The following is a 14,725-nucleotide window of genomic DNA, read 5'->3' as shown; positions in this document are numbered from 1 at the left end:
GACGTCTCAGTCCCCGCCACCGAGCACCTGGCCGATGAACACCCGCCCGCTCGCCTGCTGGGAGAGCTCGTCGAGCTCCTCGAGCAGGGCCGCGGCGGCGCGGCGTCCGGACATCTCGTGTGCTTCCACGCGGGGCGGGGCCGCAGGATCGTCCCGCGTCATCCGGAAGGCGCCCGGTGCCGCCTCGTGCGGCAGCGGAAGCGGGTCGACGTGACCGGTCGGTCCCCAGATCAGGTCCTGTGGGACCGGAGCCAGGCCCAGCTGCGCCGCGTGCTCGGCGGAGCGACGGGCGCGGGCGGCAGGGCGGTCGACGAGGCGGATCCTCAGACCGGAGCGGATGAGGATCCGGGTGAGCTCCCCCGCCTCGACGAAGCGGACGCCGACGGCCTCGAGGTCGGTGCGCGCCGGTTCGGGCCAGTCGTAGTGGTCGAGGTCGAAGGAGCGCGGCGGCAGGGCGGCCCGGGCCGCGATACCGTGCAGCTCCGTGAGCGAGGTGTCCGAGATCAGGTGGCCCCAGACCATGCCGTGGCGGGGCCACCGCGGGGTGTCGGCGTAGACGGTCACGGGCAACCTCCAGGGCGTCGCGCGGGGGCTGTGGCGGCCGGTGCCGCGGGGTCCGGGACGGTCCCGCGGGGCATGCTCGAGCCGGCCAGTGCACGCAGCACCACCTCGAGCGGTCCGCGGTGCTCGCCGCGCCGCAGCGCGGCCGCGAGCGGGATCATCGCCAGGTAGGTCACCACGACGATCACAGCGGCGCCCGCCGTGCCCAGCCGGGCCCCGAGGTCGAGGGCGTACGGCGGGAACAGGGCCGCGAAGACGAGGGACTGGCCCACATAGGCGCTCAGCGACACCGCCCCCAGGGCTTCGACGCCGTGCACCGCACGGTCCAGCAGCCGGCCCTGCCCGGTGGCGGCGCCCCGGGCCCGGACGTGCTCGGCGACCAGGGCGGCGGCCGCGGCGAGGCCGAGCGCGCCGACCAGCCCGCTGTACTGGTGGACCAGCCCGAGGACGCCGAGCGCGGTCTCGGAGTCGAGGACCTGATGGCCGGGATCCAGGACCAGCACCGCGGTCAGCGGCACCGCTCCCACCAGGCCGATCCCGATCCCCCGACGCGCGAGGGGCACGAGCAGGTCACGGTTGGCCTCGACCTCCTCGAACAGGCGCACCCGGGCCGCGATCACCCCGATCGCCATCGGGGCCAGCAGACCGATGTCGCTGACCAGACCGGTGGCCACCTCGGAGCCCGCCAGCTCGGTGCGCAGGACCAGGCCCGTGAGGTAGTCGGCAGCGGCGGCCGAGGCGTAGCCGTCTCCGTCCGACAGGCCGATGATCCCGTCGATCCAGCCCCACACCCCGAGCGCCGGCAGGGCGATGACGCCGGCCAGCGGCAGGACGACGCGGCGGCGGGTCAACAGCAGCACGCAGAGCATCCCGACCAGGGCGTAGGCGACGAGGATGTCGCCCTGGAACAGCAGGATCGCATGGGCCAGACCGATCGCCAGCAGCGCCACGTGGCGTCGCAGCATCCGCAGCAGGAAGTGCCCGGTGCGCTCCCCGCGCTCCTGGGAGCGGCGATGCAGGCTCCCGATCCCGTACCCGAAGAGCATCGCGAACAGGGGGAAGCCGCGGTTGTCGACCGTCAGCGCGATCAGCACGTCGGCGACCCGGTCCCAGGCCGTGGCGTCCTGCTGCTTCAGCAGCACGGTCCACGGCGAGCCGTGCAGCCAGCCGACGGTGTTGGCCAGAGCGATGCCGAGCAGCGCCAGGCCCCGCGCGAGATCCGGCCCGCCCGCGCGGCGGCTCAGCGGGACGGAGCCCACGCCCCCGGCGCGTGCCATCAGCGTCCGTCGGTCGCGGTGCCCTGGTGGTGGCGCAGGAGCCAGCGACCCTTCTCGCGGACCCACAGGGAGCTGCGGGCGGCGGCGCCGTCCGGCCCGCTGGTCGTGTACTGCAGCAGCACCACGCCGGGGGCCACGTCGTCGGCGACGAAGCCCTCGGCCCGGATGCCGGGCACCGGGGCGAGATGGGCGAGGATCGCGTCGCGGTCATAGGTGCGACCGCTGGCGCCGATCTCCGTGAAGGAGGGGTGCAGCAGTTCGGCGGCGCTGGGCGCGTCGGCGCGCAGGGCGTCGGACAGCAGGGCCTGCTCGCGGGCGGTGACCTGCTCGAAGTCGGTCGCGCCAGGGGCGTCGGCGGCCAGCACGGTCTCCTCGGAGGCGGTGCTGCAGGCCTCCGGGGTCGCGGAGGGCTGGTCGAAGAGGCTGAAGAGGTCGTCGGCAGGGCCGGCGGCGGGGGCCGGGGCGGCCGGGCCCGACGGGGTCCCGCCGTCGGCGGACGGTGTGCGAGCAGCCCGGTCGGCGGCGGGGCCCGACGGGGAGCGCGTACCCCGGCCGGAGGCGCGGTATCCGGGCCCGACCTGCGGGTCCTGTGACTTCGAGAAGGCGGTCGCGGCGGCATTGGCCCGCTGGTCGGCGGCCTCGTTCAGGGCGTGCCCGGAGTGGCCCTTGACCCATTCGAACTCGACGCTGCGCCCGGCGAGCGCCCGATCGATGTCCTTCAGCAGCTCGACGTTCAGCACCGGCTTGCCGTCCTTCTTGCGCCAGCCCTTGCGCTTCCAGCCCGGCATCCACGTCGTGACCGAGTTGATGACGTACTGGCTGTCGCAGAGGATCAGCAGGTGCTGATCGGCGTCGACGGCGGTGGCCTCGAGCAGGTCGAGCACGGCCTTGAGCTCGCCCATGTTGTTGGTGCCGTGGGGCCAGCCGCCGGCGCGCCAGGTGTTCTCGTCGATGTACCAGGCCCAGCCGGCCGGGCCGGGATTGCCCAGGGCGGAGCCGTCGGCAGCTGCAGTGAGGGTCATGGGCCAATCGTTCCACAGCGGGCCGTCGTCCCCGCACCGGGGCCGCCGTGCGCCCGGGGGATGCGGGGTTCGTCTCGTGCTCGGCGGACGAAGCACCTCGGCGGACGAAGCACGTGGCGCGGTGCCCAGCGTGCGGTGTCCGGTCAGCGCAGGCGGGCGACGGTCATCCCGGCCGCGGTGGGCGGATGGTCCATGGCGAGCATCGCCGAGGGCAGGTCCTCGAGCGTGAGCAGGCGGCCGACGGTGGACCCGAGGTCCAGGCGTCCTGCGGCGACATCGGCCAGCAGCTCGCGGTACTCCGCGACGGCCAGGCCGTGGCTGCCGAGGATCTGCAGCTCCTGCCCGATCACCCGGCCCATGGGCAGGCAGGGGTCGGCGTCCTCGCCCAGCAGCAGCCCCACCTGGACGTGGCGACCGCAGGGGCGCAGCGCCTCGATCGCGGAGCGGGCGGTCGCCGCGGAGCCCAGCGCGTCGAGGGTGACATGGGCTCCGCCGCCGGACGCCTCGCGGACCCGGTCGACGACGTCGGCCCCGGAGGCGATCGCGGTCGCCCCGAGCTCGGCGGCGGCCGCCAGGGCGTGCTCGGAGACGTCGACGGCGATCACGTCGGCGCCGGCGGCGCGCGCGACCATCACGCAGGCCAGGCCCAGCCCGCCGCAGCCGAACACGGCGACCCGCTCATCGGGCGCAACAGCCGCCTGCACCCGCACGGCGTGGTACGCGGTGCCGACGCGGCAGCCGAGCCCAGCGGCGAGGGTCATGTCGATCCCGTCGGGCAGGGCGACGAGATTGTGGTCCGCCTCGATCACCACCACCTTCTCGGCCCAGGAGCCGGGCAGGTCGAAACCGGGCTGATGCTGGTCCGGGCACACCTGCGGTGCGCCCGCTCGGCACTGCACGCAACGGCCGCAGGCGAGGATGAACGGGGCGGTGGCCCGCTCGCCCACGGCGAAGCGCGTGACCTCCTCGCCGACCTGCTCGATGATGCCCGCGAACTCGTGGCCGGGGATGTGCGGGACCTGCACGGAGTCGTCGTGGCCCTGCCAGGCGTGCCAGTCGCTGCGGCACACCCCGGTGGCACGGACCGAGACCACGGCTCCGCGCGGCGGGCACACGGGATCGGGGACGTCGACCAGAGCCGGCCGCTCACGGAAGGCGTCGAAGCGCACTGCTCTCATCGGGTCATCCTCGCGTAGATCCGTCCCGTCACGACGCCGAGGTCAGCCGACCGGCTTCTCGAAGGTGGCGTAGACGTGCTCTCGGGTGAAGCCGAGGGCGTCGTAGAGCCGGGTGGCGCCGGTGAGGGATTCCGCGTCGACCTCGAGCTCAGCGGACGAGTATCCGGCCCGCGCCGCGGCGTCGAGGGTGCGGGCGATGACGGCGCGCGCGATGCCACGACCGCGGGCGGCGGGGCGCGTGCCGACGAGGGCGAGGTGCAGCACGCCGGGCTTGTCCTCCATCGCGATCGCATAGGCGAGGACGGCGCCCTCGTCGTCGACGGCGATCGTCGACAGCTCGCGGCGGGCGGTGTGCGAGGACCACATCATGTTCCAGCGCTCCTCACCGACCGGGGCCGAGCCCCAGTGGTCGGCGAAGGCGGCGAGGTGGGCGAGGCGGGTGGCCTCACGCTCGGTGTCGGCCGGGGCGCTGATCCGAGCCCCCTCGGCGTCGACGGCGGGCAGTTCGGCACCGGGCAGCTCACGGGTCATGGACAGCCAGCTGCGCACGCGACGGTAGCCGCGGCGCTCCAGGAGCGGGCGCACGTCGGCACCACCGGTCCGCGGCGCAGACGGATCCGAGCCCGCCGCAGGATCACGTCCGCCGGAGGTGCGGTAGACGGCAGGGACACCGGGGTGTCGTGCCGCCGCGAGCTCGGCGGCGCGGCGCTCGCCGTGCTCGAACAGGGCGGTGCCGAGGCCTCGACGGCGGTACGCGGGGTCGACCGTCCCGAGCAGCTGGCAGCGTGCCCGGCCGTCGCGGTCGAGGGAGACGTGGACGTCGGCCAGCGAGACCGCCACCAGCTCGTCCCGGTCCCGCACGGCGAGGGAGTCCCCAGCGAGGTCCCGGTCGGGCATCGTCAGCCACTCCCGGGTGCTGGCCTCCTCGGCGGGCTCACCGAGGTCGTCGGCCTGATCGACGCGGTTCAGCAGCGCGGTCAGCGCCGGGACGTCCTCGAGGGTGAGCGGGGTCCAGGTGAGGGAGTCTGCAGCGGTGTCGGTGGAGGTCACCGGTCAAGTGTAGAGAGCCGGTAGACGCTGACGTGGCTGCGGGACTCGGCGGTGAACTCCGAGCGGTCCCAGTCGGCCCACCGGGACTCGAGGGTGAAGCCGGTCAACTGCGCCATCAGATCGAGCTCGGAGGGCCAGACGTAGCGCTGCGGGGTGCGGCCGATGCTCGCCTGCCGGGAGCCGTCCACGGGGGGGTCGAAGTGCACGTGATGGGAGACGAGGATCTGGGCGAGGGTGTCGTAGGTGTCCACCAGCAGGTACCCGGGCTCGGAGTGCTCGAGGGTGCCGCCGGTGCCCGGGGTGAGCGAGCGCAGGTCCGGCACGCTCAGCTCGATCACGAAGCAGCCGCCCGGGGCGAGATGCCGGGCGGCGTTGCGGAAGCACTCCACCTGCTGCTGCTGGGTCAGGACGTTCCCGATCGTGTTGAAGACGAGGTAGGCCAGCGAGTACCCCTCGCCCGCGCTCGCCGTGGTCATGTCGCCCATGACGACGGGGATCTCGAGGGCGTCAGCCTTCTCGCGCAGCCGGGCGATCATCGCCTCCGACAGCTCGATCCCCGTGACCTCGACGCCGGCCTCGCGCAGCGGGATCGCGACGCGGCCGGTGCCGATCGCGAGCTCGAGGACGGGCCCGCCGGCGGAGAGCTCCTGCAGGCGCTCGACCGTCGGACCCAGCACCTCCGGGGCGAACATCCCCTCGCCGGGGGTGTCGTACTCGGCGGCGGCGTGGGCGTCCCACAGGCGTGACTGATCGACCATGTCCCCATCGTGGAGCAGGTCGTCCGGGGCGTCACGGGATTATCCGTGCCCCGGGCGCCCCGCTCCCACGGCTCAGGCGTCCTGCTCGTACGCCGCAGCCTTCTCCTGCACCGCCCGCAGCCGGGCGAGGTCCAGCTTGCGGCCGCGCTCGAAGTCGACGATGCCGTTCTTCTCCTGGAACACGTCGGTCATCTGCGTGTAGCAGTAGGCGAACATCCCCGGGTCCTCGAGCAGCACCCGGGTCAGGCCCTCGAAGCGCTCGTAGAGCTCGTCCTCGCTGCGGATCCGCTGCCCGTACCCCCAGGACACGGCGGCGTTGTTCCCGGCGCGCTCGGCCTCCTCGGCCTCGCGGGCCTCCTGCTCGTTCCACCAGATGCCGCCGTACTCGGAGACGAAGTAGGGCTGACCGGCGTAGGGCAGGGAGAAGGAGCCGTCGGCGAAGGGCATCTGGTCGGGCGCGAGATCGCGACGGTTGGCGAAGGGCTCCCCCTCGGCCAGGCCCGCCTGCTCGGTGCGGAAGCGCTCGGGATCCTGCTCGTAGGAGTGGGAGTCGTAGACGTCGGCCCCGCGGACCCGGTGGGAGTAGCCGGAGGCGTCCAGCACGGGACGGGTGGGATCGGCGAGCTTGGTCGCGTCGTACATCGCCTGGGTGACCACGTCGAGCTGGGTGATGCGGTCATGCATGACCTGGTGCGTCTCGTTCAGGGGGCACCAGCCGATGATCGAAGGGTGGTTCAGGTCGCGCTGGACGGCCTCGACCCACTGGCCGATGAAGGAGGCGGTGGGCTGCTGGTTGTCCCCCATCGGGCCGAATCCCTCCACGCCCCAGTCGCCGAACTCGCCCCAGGTGAGGTAGCCGTGCAGATCCGACCAGAACAGCATCCGCTGCTCGAAGACCTTCTGGTGCAGCCGGGCACCGTTGAACCCGGCCTCCAGCGCCAGCCGGATGTCTGCGGTCATCGCGTGATCCGTCGGGGAGGTCATGAACGACTCCTCCCAGTACCCCTGGTCGAGCACGAGACGCTGGAAGACCTTCTCGCCGTTGATCCGGAACTCGTTCCCGCGCAGCGACGTCGAGCGCAGCCCCGCGTAGGAGCGGACCTCGTCGAGCACCGCACCGTCGGCGCCCAGCAGACGCACCGTGAGGGCGTACAGCTCCGGGGCCCCGGGACCCCAGACCCGCAGCGCGTCCTCGGGGATCGCCAGCTCCAGGTGCGGGGCGAGATCGAGGTCGGCGCGCACCTCGGCGCGGGCGACGTCCTCGCCGCCCGGTACGGAGGCGATGATCTCGATCCGGGTGCCGGCCGTGGTGCGCGACAGGGGCACGTCGATCGCGAAGGAGCGCCCGGCCAGCGACGGCAGGACGCGCAGGGAGCGGATCTCGTCGACGGGGACGCCCTCGAGCCAGACACTCTGCCAGATGCCGGTGGTGCGGTGGTACAAGGCATGGGTGGGGCGGAACCGGCCGGACTGCTTGCCGCGGGCCTGCGGCACGTCGTGCGGATCGCGGGCGCGCACCACGATCTCGACGTCCGCGCCGGGGCCGACGCCCGGGACGGCCGAGAGGTCCGCGGCGAAGGGCGTGAAGCCGCCGCGGTGGCGGGCGACCTCGACGCCGTTCGCCCACACGGTGGCGTCGTGGTCGACGGCCTCGAAGCGCAGCATCGGGCGCAGACCCTCCCAGTCGGCGGGGACGGTGACGGTGCGGCGGTACCAGACCGCCTCGTGGAAGTCGCGATCGCCGATCCCGGAGGCCGCCGTCTCGGGAGCGAAGGGCACGGTGATCTCGCCGGCGAGCTCGCGCTCGACCAGCCCGCGGTCGCGGCCGGAGTCACCCTGGTCGGTCTCGAACTGCCAGGTGCCGTTCAGCGTCAGCCAGGTTCGGCGGTGCAGCTGCGGCCGGGGATGCTCCGGACGGGGCACGTCGGTGATCGCCGACAGCGGGGCGTCCAGGTGCGCGGCGAGCTCATCGGCCCGGGCGAACAGGGAGCTGAGGTGCTGCGGCAGGGCGGAGGGCTGGGCGTTCACGAACGGCTCCTGGGATCGGTGATGCTCGGCGCTGAGTCACCGGCGCACGGTGCGCCGGCACGGATCGGTCAGGGATCAGTCAACCGCACACGAGACATGATTGCAACGTGGGAAACGCCAGCGAGGCGGGCGCCGCCGCCGGGTGCGCGCGCCGTGGCCGTCGTCCACAGAGCGCTGTGGTCGGGAACGGGCGTTACAGCGTGCGTCGTGGCCATATAGCCAGGACGCACGCCATGGCGCCCGTACCCGACCAATCCCTGCGGCGACGGGGACCCGGCCCTGGGGGCGGCGGCGGGACCCGGCCCTGGGGACCGATGAGTCAAGCACCCGGGGCGGCGGGCGGGGAGCTGGTCGGGACGGCCCGGGTGGACTCGCGCTCCACCAGCCGGTGCGCGATGACGGCCTCGGCGACGCGTCCCGCCGCCGCGCCGCTCTGCCCCGCGCCGGACTTCTCTGCATCTCCCTGCTCCGCGCCGCCGATCGCAGCATCCAGGGCGGCGGCGATGAGAGCGTCGAGGTCGGGGGCGATCGAGGTGAGCGCAGGGCGGGTCCACGCCACCTCGGCGGTGTCGTCCCAGCCCACCACGGCCACGTCCCCGGGCACCTCCAGGCCCCGGGCGTGCAGGGCGGCCAGCACCCCGACGGCGAGCAGGTCGTTGCCGGCGACCACCGCGTCGAACTCCACCCCGTCCTCCAGGGCAGCCAGCGCGGCGTCGCGGCCCGCTTCGCGCGTCCACTCCCCCACTCCGCGCACGAGGGACGGATCCTGCGGGAGGCCGGCGAAGCGGGTCGCGGCGCGGAATCCCGCCAAGCGGTCCGTCCCGGTCGAGCGCACCGCGTCCTCGGCGCCGAGGAACAGCAGGCGGCGATGACCGCCTGCGACCAGGTGGCGCACCACGTCGGCCGCGGAGGCGACATTGTCGATGGCGACGTGGACCACGCCGGCCGCCCCCGGAAGCGTCTCCCCCAGCAGCACGACCGGCGGCCCGGAGACCCTGTCCAGCAGGTCCTCGGGATCGAGGCCCGACGGGGAGATCACCACCGCATCGACGGGACGCGCGGTGCGACCGCGGACGTGGGCGCGCTCGGTCTCGGCGCTGTGCAGCGAGACCTCGACGCTGACCGTGTAGCCGCGCTCCCGGGCGGCGGCCTGCATCCGCTCGGCCAGTCGCGCGAAGTAGGGGTTCTGCAGCTCCGGGACCACGAGGGCGATCGTCCGGATGAGCCCGCCGCGCAGTTCGCGGCCGACGAGATTGGGCACGTAGCCGAGCTCCTCGATGGCGGCGAGCACCTTCGCGCGGGTGTCGGCCCGCACCACGGGACGCTCGTTGACGACGTTCGAGACCGTCTTCCAGGACACCCCGGCTCGCTGCGCGACGTCCTTGATGCTCACCCTGCGCGCCATCATCGGCTCCTTCTCGCCTCTCGCCCCGGACCGTTCCCGTCCCGGCCCACCTCGGAACTGTATCGGGCACCCGACCCGGGGCCCGGGCAGGGGTATCTCACATCTGAGGTGTCGATCGTTCCCCCTGGGCAGAGCCGGGTCTACGGTGGGGTCAGCGTGCCGTCGTCCCGCCGCGGCACAGGTCCCATCGCACGGTGGTGACAGCGAGGACCCGCAGCGATCGCCACGGCTGCGCTCGGGGACCCCACGCATCGGGCGGGATCTGCATCTTCAGAACGGATCTCCGTGACCTCCCCCGATTTCGCACGCCTCGGCGTGCCCTCTGTCCTGACGAGCGCGCTCGCGCCGCAGGGCATCACCCAGCCCACTCCCATCCAGGCCGCGACGCTGCCCGACTCCCTGTCCGGGCGCGACGTCCTGGGCCGGGGCCGCACCGGCTCGGGCAAGACCTACGCCTTCCTGCTGCCGCTGGTGGCTCGCCTGCTCGAGACGCCGCGCAGGCGCGCGTCCCGTCGGCCCCGCTCCCTGATCCTGGCCCCGACCCGTGAGCTCGCCACGCAGCTGGCCGAATCGCTCAAGCCCCTCGCGGCCGCGACCGGTCTGCACAGCGCTGTCGTCTTCGGCGGTGTCGGGCAGAAACCGCAGGTCAACGCGCTCGCCGGGGGCATCGACGTGCTCATCGCCTGCCCCGGCCGCCTGCTCGACCTCATGGGTCAGGGCCATGCGGACCTCAGCGCCGTCGAGATCACGGTGATCGACGAGGCCGACCACATGGCCGACATGGGCTTCCTGCCCATGGTGCGCAAGATCCTGGAGAAGACCCCGCCGAAGGGCCAGCGGATGCTGTTCTCGGCGACCCTCGACTCCGGTGTCAACAAGCTGGTCAAGCAGTTCCTGCACGAACCCGTGACCCACTCGGCGGACCCGGCCTCCAGCCCTGTCGGCACCATGGAGCACCACGTGCTCGAGGTCGACACCGCCACGCGGTTCGATGTGCTCCGCGATCTCGCCGCGGCCCCCGGCCGCACCATCATGTTCACGCGCACCAAGTACGGCGCGAAGAACCTCGCCCGCAAGCTGAGCGCCCGCGGCGTGGACGCCGTCGACCTGCACGGCAATCTCTCGCAGAACGCCCGCACCCGGAACCTCGAGGCCTTCGGCTCGGGGGCGGCCACCACGATGGTCTGCACCGACATCGCCGCCCGCGGCATCCACGTCGACGAGGTGGCTCTCGTGGTCCACGCCGACCCGCCCGTCGAGCACAAGGCCTACCTGCACCGCTCCGGTCGCACCGCGCGCGCCGGTGAGTCCGGCACGGTGATCACCGTCCAGACCCCGGAGCAGAAGCGCGACGTCAGCGATCTGATGCGCAAGGCGGGCATCAAGCCCACCGTCCACCAGCACGTGGTCCCCACCTCCCCCGTGCTCTCGCAGCTCGCCCCCGGTGAGCGCGTCGAGATGCACGAGCCCCGGGCGCCCGAGCCGGCCGAGCGCCCGCAGCGCTCCGGCGGCCAGGGCGGACGCGGCGGACGCGGCGGCCAGGGCGGCGGGCGCGGTCGCTCCGGTGGCCAGGGCCGAGGCCCCGGTGAGGGCGGCGGCCGCCGCGGAGGCCAGGGCGGCGACGGTCGCTCCGGCGGCTCGCGTCGCTCCGGTGGTCGCGGCGGTCAGGACGGCGAGGGCCGCCCCGCACGCAGCCGCAGCGGACGGCGCGACGGCGCCCCCGCGCGGTACTCCACCAGCTCCGAGGGCTCCCGCGGCGGGAACTCGGGCGGCGGTCTCGCGTCCTTCTCCTCGGGCCGCACCCGGTGACGCAGGGCACCGCCGGACGGCGCCGCGCCGACACCTCGGAGCGGCACGGCATCGACGAGATCCTCTCGGCCGCGCGCCGGGGCGTCCAGCGCGTCGAGGCCGACGACCTCGCGGCCGTGCTCGCGCAGGGAGGTCATGCGATCGACATCCGTTCGGCGAGCACCCGGGAGCCCGAGGGACACATCCCCGGCGCCACCGTCATCGAGCGCCTCGTGCTCGAATGGCGGCTGGATCCGGGCAGCGAGAACCGCATGGACGGCGGGCCGGATCACGACGATCCGGTCGTCGTGATCTGCGACGAGGGGTACTACTCCTCGCTCGCCGCGCGGGACCTGCGGGACCTCGGGTTCCATCGGGCCACCGATCTGGTCGGCGGCTTCCGTGCGTACGCGGAGACCGGTCTTCCCACGGCGGCGCAGCCCACCCGCCAGGTGCGCTGAGCTGAGGGCCGGCGCGCTCTCGGACCCTCAGCGCAGCTTGCGGACCCTCAGCGCAGCTCGCGCTTGAGGATCTTGCCGGTCGAGGTCATCGGCAGCTCCTCGACGATCACCACCTCGCGCGGATACTTGTAGGCCGCCATCTGCTCCGCGCCCCAGGCGCGCAGCTCCTCGGCGGTCACGCTCGCGTCGTCCTCGAGGATGACGTAGGCCTTGACCTCCTCGCCGACGCGCTCGTCGCTGACCCCGACGACCGCGGCGAGCGAGACCTGCGGGTGGGAGATGAGCACCTCCTCGAGCTCGCGCGGATACACGTTGTATCCCCCGCGCACGATCATGTCCTTCGAGCGGTCGACGACGTAGTAGAAGCCCTCCTCGTCCTTCCGCGCCAGGTCGCCGGTGCGGAACCAGCCCTCGCGCATCACCGCCGCCGTCTCCTCGGGACGGTTCAGGTATCCGCTCATCACGTTGTGGCCGCGGACGGCCAGCTCGCCCACCACACCGGGCTCGGTGATCTCCGTCCAGTCCGGGTCGGCGGGATCGATCAGGCGCATCTCGACGCCCCAGACCGGCATCCCGATGGAGCCGGGCCGCGGCGTCTCGGCCAGGGAGAAGCTGGCCACGGGCGAGGTCTCCGAGAGCCCGTAGCCCTCCATGATCGAGACCCCGAGCCGCTCGCGCACGGTCTCGAGGATCTCGACCGGCAGCGGGGCCCCGCCGGAGACGCCGAGGCGCAGGTGCTCGGAGAGGCCGCGGGGGTCGGCCCCGTTCTCGAGGGCGTGCAGCAGGCCCCACCACATCGTAGGCACGCCCGCGAAGCGGGTCACGCGGTGGCGGACCAGCAGATCCAGCGCCTGCTGGGCCTCGAAGCGGGGCAGCAGCACCAGGGTCGCGCCCATCGAGAACCCGGCGTTCATGTCCACCGTCGCACCGAAGGTGTGGAACAGAGGCAGCGCCACCAGATGCGTATCCGTCCCGGGCGCGGAGCGGAAGAGCCGGTTGCAGGTCAGAGCGTTCATCAGCTGGTTGGAGTGGCTGAGCTCAGCTCCCTTGGGCCGCCCCGTGGTGCCCGAGGTGTAGAGGATCACGGCGGTGTCGGTCTCGCGAGCCTGCACGGTCTCGAAGGTGGTGGGCATCCGGGCGAGGGACTCGGCGAGGGTGGGCACACCCTCGACAGGGATGGCGGCCGACGCGTCCGCCGTGATCAGGATCAGATGGGGCGGCGCGGCCGCGGTGGTCGCCCCGTCGTACCCGTACCGTCCGATCGGCAGGTCCTCACTGCCTTCGAAGCAGAAGAAGACCGTCGCCGCGGAGTCGTCGAGATAGTAGGTGACCTCACGGGCCTTGTTCAGGACGTTCATCGGCACCACCACGCCGCCGGCCTTGAGGATCCCGAAGTAGATGATCGGGAACTGCGGCAGGTTGGGGCAGGTGAGCGCGACCCGGTCCCCGGGGGCCACCCCGAGGGAGACCAGCAGATTCGCGACCTGGTTCGCCGCCGCGTCAACCTGCGAGTAGCTGAGGGTCAGATCACCGAGGACGAGCGCCGGATGGTCCGGAGCGGTCCGGGCGCTGTCCTCCAGCACGAGGGAGAGGTTGTACATGGCGGGCTCCTTCGGACGACGATGTCACGCTGCCTGCTCACGATAGGAGCAGCGCCCGCGTCCCGCGATGGATTCCGGGAACTGCGCGGGATGCGGTCGCGACGCACCGAGCTCCGTGCCCCGGCGAATCCGCGCAGCTCGTCCATCTCGCAGCGTGTCCGTGTCACAGCTCGTCCATGTCACATCCACGTTTCGTCTCTTGCGCAACTGCGAAAATTGGGAGAGGATCGAGGGCATGGACGACGAACAGACCCCCGGCGGTCCGGTCGAGGAGCCCACGGAGCTGCAGCTCGCCGCGGCGTCCGACACCTTCGCCATGCTGGCCAGCCCCGCGCGGCTGCACCTGATGTGGCGCATGAGCTCCGGTCGCTACGACGTCGGCCAGCTCGCCGCGCACGTCGGCCTCAGCTTGCCCACGACCAGTCAGCACCTGTCCAAGCTGCGTCTTGCCGGGGTGGTCTCCGCGCGCCGCGAGGGGCGGCACAGCTACTACACCGTGGACGACCCGCACGTGCTGTCCCTGGTCGAGCAGATCTTCGAGCACATCGCCCCCGACGGCACCCTCGCCCCCGATCCCCCGCTGAAGGACCTCCGCGCATGACTGCCTCGCGCTCCGATTCCCCTGCCGCGGCTGCGACGGTCGATCTGCGCAAGTTCGCCTGGCTCTCGATCGCCACCGCCATCGCCACGATCGTCCTGAAGACGGCGGCATGGGCGATGACGGGCTCCGTCGGGCTGCTCTCCGACGCCGCCGAGTCGACGGTGAACCTGGTGGCGGCGGTCGTCGCCCTGGTCGCGCTGACCGTCGCCGCCCGCCCTGCCACCGAGCGCTTCCTCTACGGCCGAGCGAAGGCGGAGTACTTCTCGGCCGCCGTCGAAGGCCTGATGATCTTCGTGGCCGCCGCGGTCATCCTGGTCACCGCCGTGGAGCGGTTCGTGAACCCGCGCCCGCTGGAGAACCTCGGCATCGGGCTGGTCATCCTGGTCATCTCCTCGGTGCTCAACGGCGTCGTCGCCTTGGTCCTGATGCGCGCCGGGAAGCGGCACAACTCGATCACCCTGCGCGCGGACGGCAAGCACCTGATGACCGACGTGGTCACCAGCGCGGGGGTGCTGATCGGGGTGGGCCTGGTGGCCCTGACCGGGTGGGAGCGGCTCGATGCGCTCGTGGCCTTCGCCGTCGGGGTGAACATCATCGTCACCGGGATCGGCCTGCTCTCGGAGTCGGTCTCCGGTCTGCTCGACAAGGCGCTGCCGGACGGCGACCACGCGGTGATCACCGAGATCCTGCGCCGCCGCACCGACGAGGGGAGCACCACCTTCCACGGCCTGCAGACCCGTGAGGCCGGGCAGGAGCGGTTCATGAGCGTGCACGTGCTGGTGCCCGACGAGTGGACGGTCAAGCACGGCCACGACTACATCGAGGGCCTCGAGGACGAGCTGCGAGGCGCGCTGCCCTCGCTGCGGGTGCTCACCCACCTCGAGCCGATCTCCGACCCGGCCAGCTACGAGGACATCCCTGCGGCGCACGTGCCGATCCACGACGGGGAGCACGACCCGACGCGGCCGCCGAAGACCTGAGTACCTCCGAGACGT

At 72.7% G+C, this 14,725-nt stretch carries 13 protein-coding genes; 4 read left to right on the top strand and 9 right to left on the bottom strand.

Features of this window, described 5'->3' with window-relative positions:
- Positions 1-6: 6 nt before the first annotated feature.
- The 8 genes from BH708_RS17960 to BH708_RS17925 all read right to left on the bottom strand — a co-directional run bounded on the left by BH708_RS17960 (position 7) and on the right by BH708_RS17925 (position 9,282).
- On the bottom strand, positions 7-564 hold the full coding sequence (locus BH708_RS17960; RefSeq protein ID WP_076810334.1) for a DUF4031 domain-containing protein: 558 nt from the start codon (positions 562-564) through the stop codon (positions 7-9).
- Positions 561-1,838, bottom strand: a complete 1,278-nt coding sequence (locus BH708_RS17955) for a DUF418 domain-containing protein (protein WP_083713784.1) — start codon at positions 1,836-1,838, stop codon at positions 561-563. Before BH708_RS17955 ends, BH708_RS17960 begins: the two co-directional genes overlap by 4 nt.
- Positions 1,838-2,860, bottom strand: a complete 1,023-nt coding sequence (locus tag BH708_RS17950) for a ribonuclease HI family protein (RefSeq protein ID WP_076810333.1) — start codon at positions 2,858-2,860, stop codon at positions 1,838-1,840. Before BH708_RS17950 ends, BH708_RS17955 begins: the two co-directional genes overlap by 1 nt.
- 143 nt (positions 2,861-3,003) lie before the next feature.
- The gene (locus tag BH708_RS17945; protein WP_076810332.1) at positions 3,004-4,038 is read right to left on the bottom strand and encodes a zinc-binding dehydrogenase; all 1,035 of its coding nucleotides are present in this window, start codon (positions 4,036-4,038) and stop codon (positions 3,004-3,006) included.
- Between the two features lie 42 nt (positions 4,039-4,080).
- Positions 4,081-5,088 carry a GNAT family N-acetyltransferase gene (locus BH708_RS17940; RefSeq protein WP_076810331.1) on the bottom strand — a complete coding sequence of 336 codons (1,008 nt, stop codon included), beginning with the start codon at positions 5,086-5,088 and terminating at the stop codon, positions 4,081-4,083.
- On the bottom strand, positions 5,085-5,846 hold the full coding sequence (locus tag BH708_RS17935; protein ID WP_076810330.1) for a class I SAM-dependent methyltransferase: 762 nt from the start codon (positions 5,844-5,846) through the stop codon (positions 5,085-5,087). Before BH708_RS17935 ends, BH708_RS17940 begins: the two co-directional genes overlap by 4 nt.
- A gap of 72 nt (positions 5,847-5,918) precedes the next feature.
- Positions 5,919-7,874: a glycoside hydrolase family 2 protein gene (locus BH708_RS17930; protein WP_083713783.1), complete on the bottom strand. Its 1,956-nt coding sequence runs from the start codon at positions 7,872-7,874 to the stop codon at positions 5,919-5,921.
- Positions 7,875-8,193: 319 nt separating this feature from the next.
- Positions 8,194-9,282: a LacI family DNA-binding transcriptional regulator gene (locus BH708_RS17925; RefSeq protein WP_172805778.1), complete on the bottom strand. Its 1,089-nt coding sequence runs from the start codon at positions 9,280-9,282 to the stop codon at positions 8,194-8,196.
- A gap of 282 nt (positions 9,283-9,564) precedes the next feature.
- On the opposite strand from BH708_RS17925, the gene BH708_RS17920 reads away from it, so the two are divergent.
- Positions 9,565-11,088: a DEAD/DEAH box helicase gene (locus tag BH708_RS17920; protein ID WP_076810329.1), complete on the top strand. Its 1,524-nt coding sequence runs from the start codon at positions 9,565-9,567 to the stop codon at positions 11,086-11,088.
- On the top strand, positions 11,085-11,528 hold the full coding sequence (locus tag BH708_RS17915) for a rhodanese-like domain-containing protein (protein ID WP_076810328.1): 444 nt from the start codon (positions 11,085-11,087) through the stop codon (positions 11,526-11,528). Before BH708_RS17920 ends, BH708_RS17915 begins: the two co-directional genes overlap by 4 nt.
- A 47-nt stretch (positions 11,529-11,575) precedes the next feature.
- On the opposite strand, the gene BH708_RS17910 is transcribed toward BH708_RS17915, so the two are convergent.
- Positions 11,576-13,129 carry a long-chain fatty acid--CoA ligase gene (locus BH708_RS17910; protein ID WP_076810327.1) on the bottom strand — a complete coding sequence of 518 codons (1,554 nt, stop codon included), beginning with the start codon at positions 13,127-13,129 and terminating at the stop codon, positions 11,576-11,578.
- Positions 13,130-13,364: 235 nt separating this feature from the next.
- On the opposite strand from BH708_RS17910, the gene BH708_RS17905 reads away from it, so the two are divergent.
- Complete coding sequence (locus BH708_RS17905) at positions 13,365-13,730, top strand: helix-turn-helix transcriptional regulator (protein ID WP_076810326.1); 366 nt, start codon at positions 13,365-13,367, stop codon at positions 13,728-13,730.
- On the top strand, positions 13,727-14,710 hold the full coding sequence (locus BH708_RS17900) for a cation diffusion facilitator family transporter (protein WP_076810325.1): 984 nt from the start codon (positions 13,727-13,729) through the stop codon (positions 14,708-14,710). The genes BH708_RS17905 and BH708_RS17900 overlap by 4 nt, the downstream gene beginning before the upstream one ends.
- The last annotated feature ends 15 nt before the right edge of the window (positions 14,711-14,725 follow it).

The organism is Brachybacterium sp. P6-10-X1 (assembly GCF_001969445.1).
Classification (GTDB): domain Bacteria; phylum Actinomycetota; class Actinomycetes; order Actinomycetales; family Dermabacteraceae; genus Brachybacterium.
Note: the sequence above shows the minus strand (reverse complement) of the source record. Positions and strands in the feature narration are given on the sequence as shown.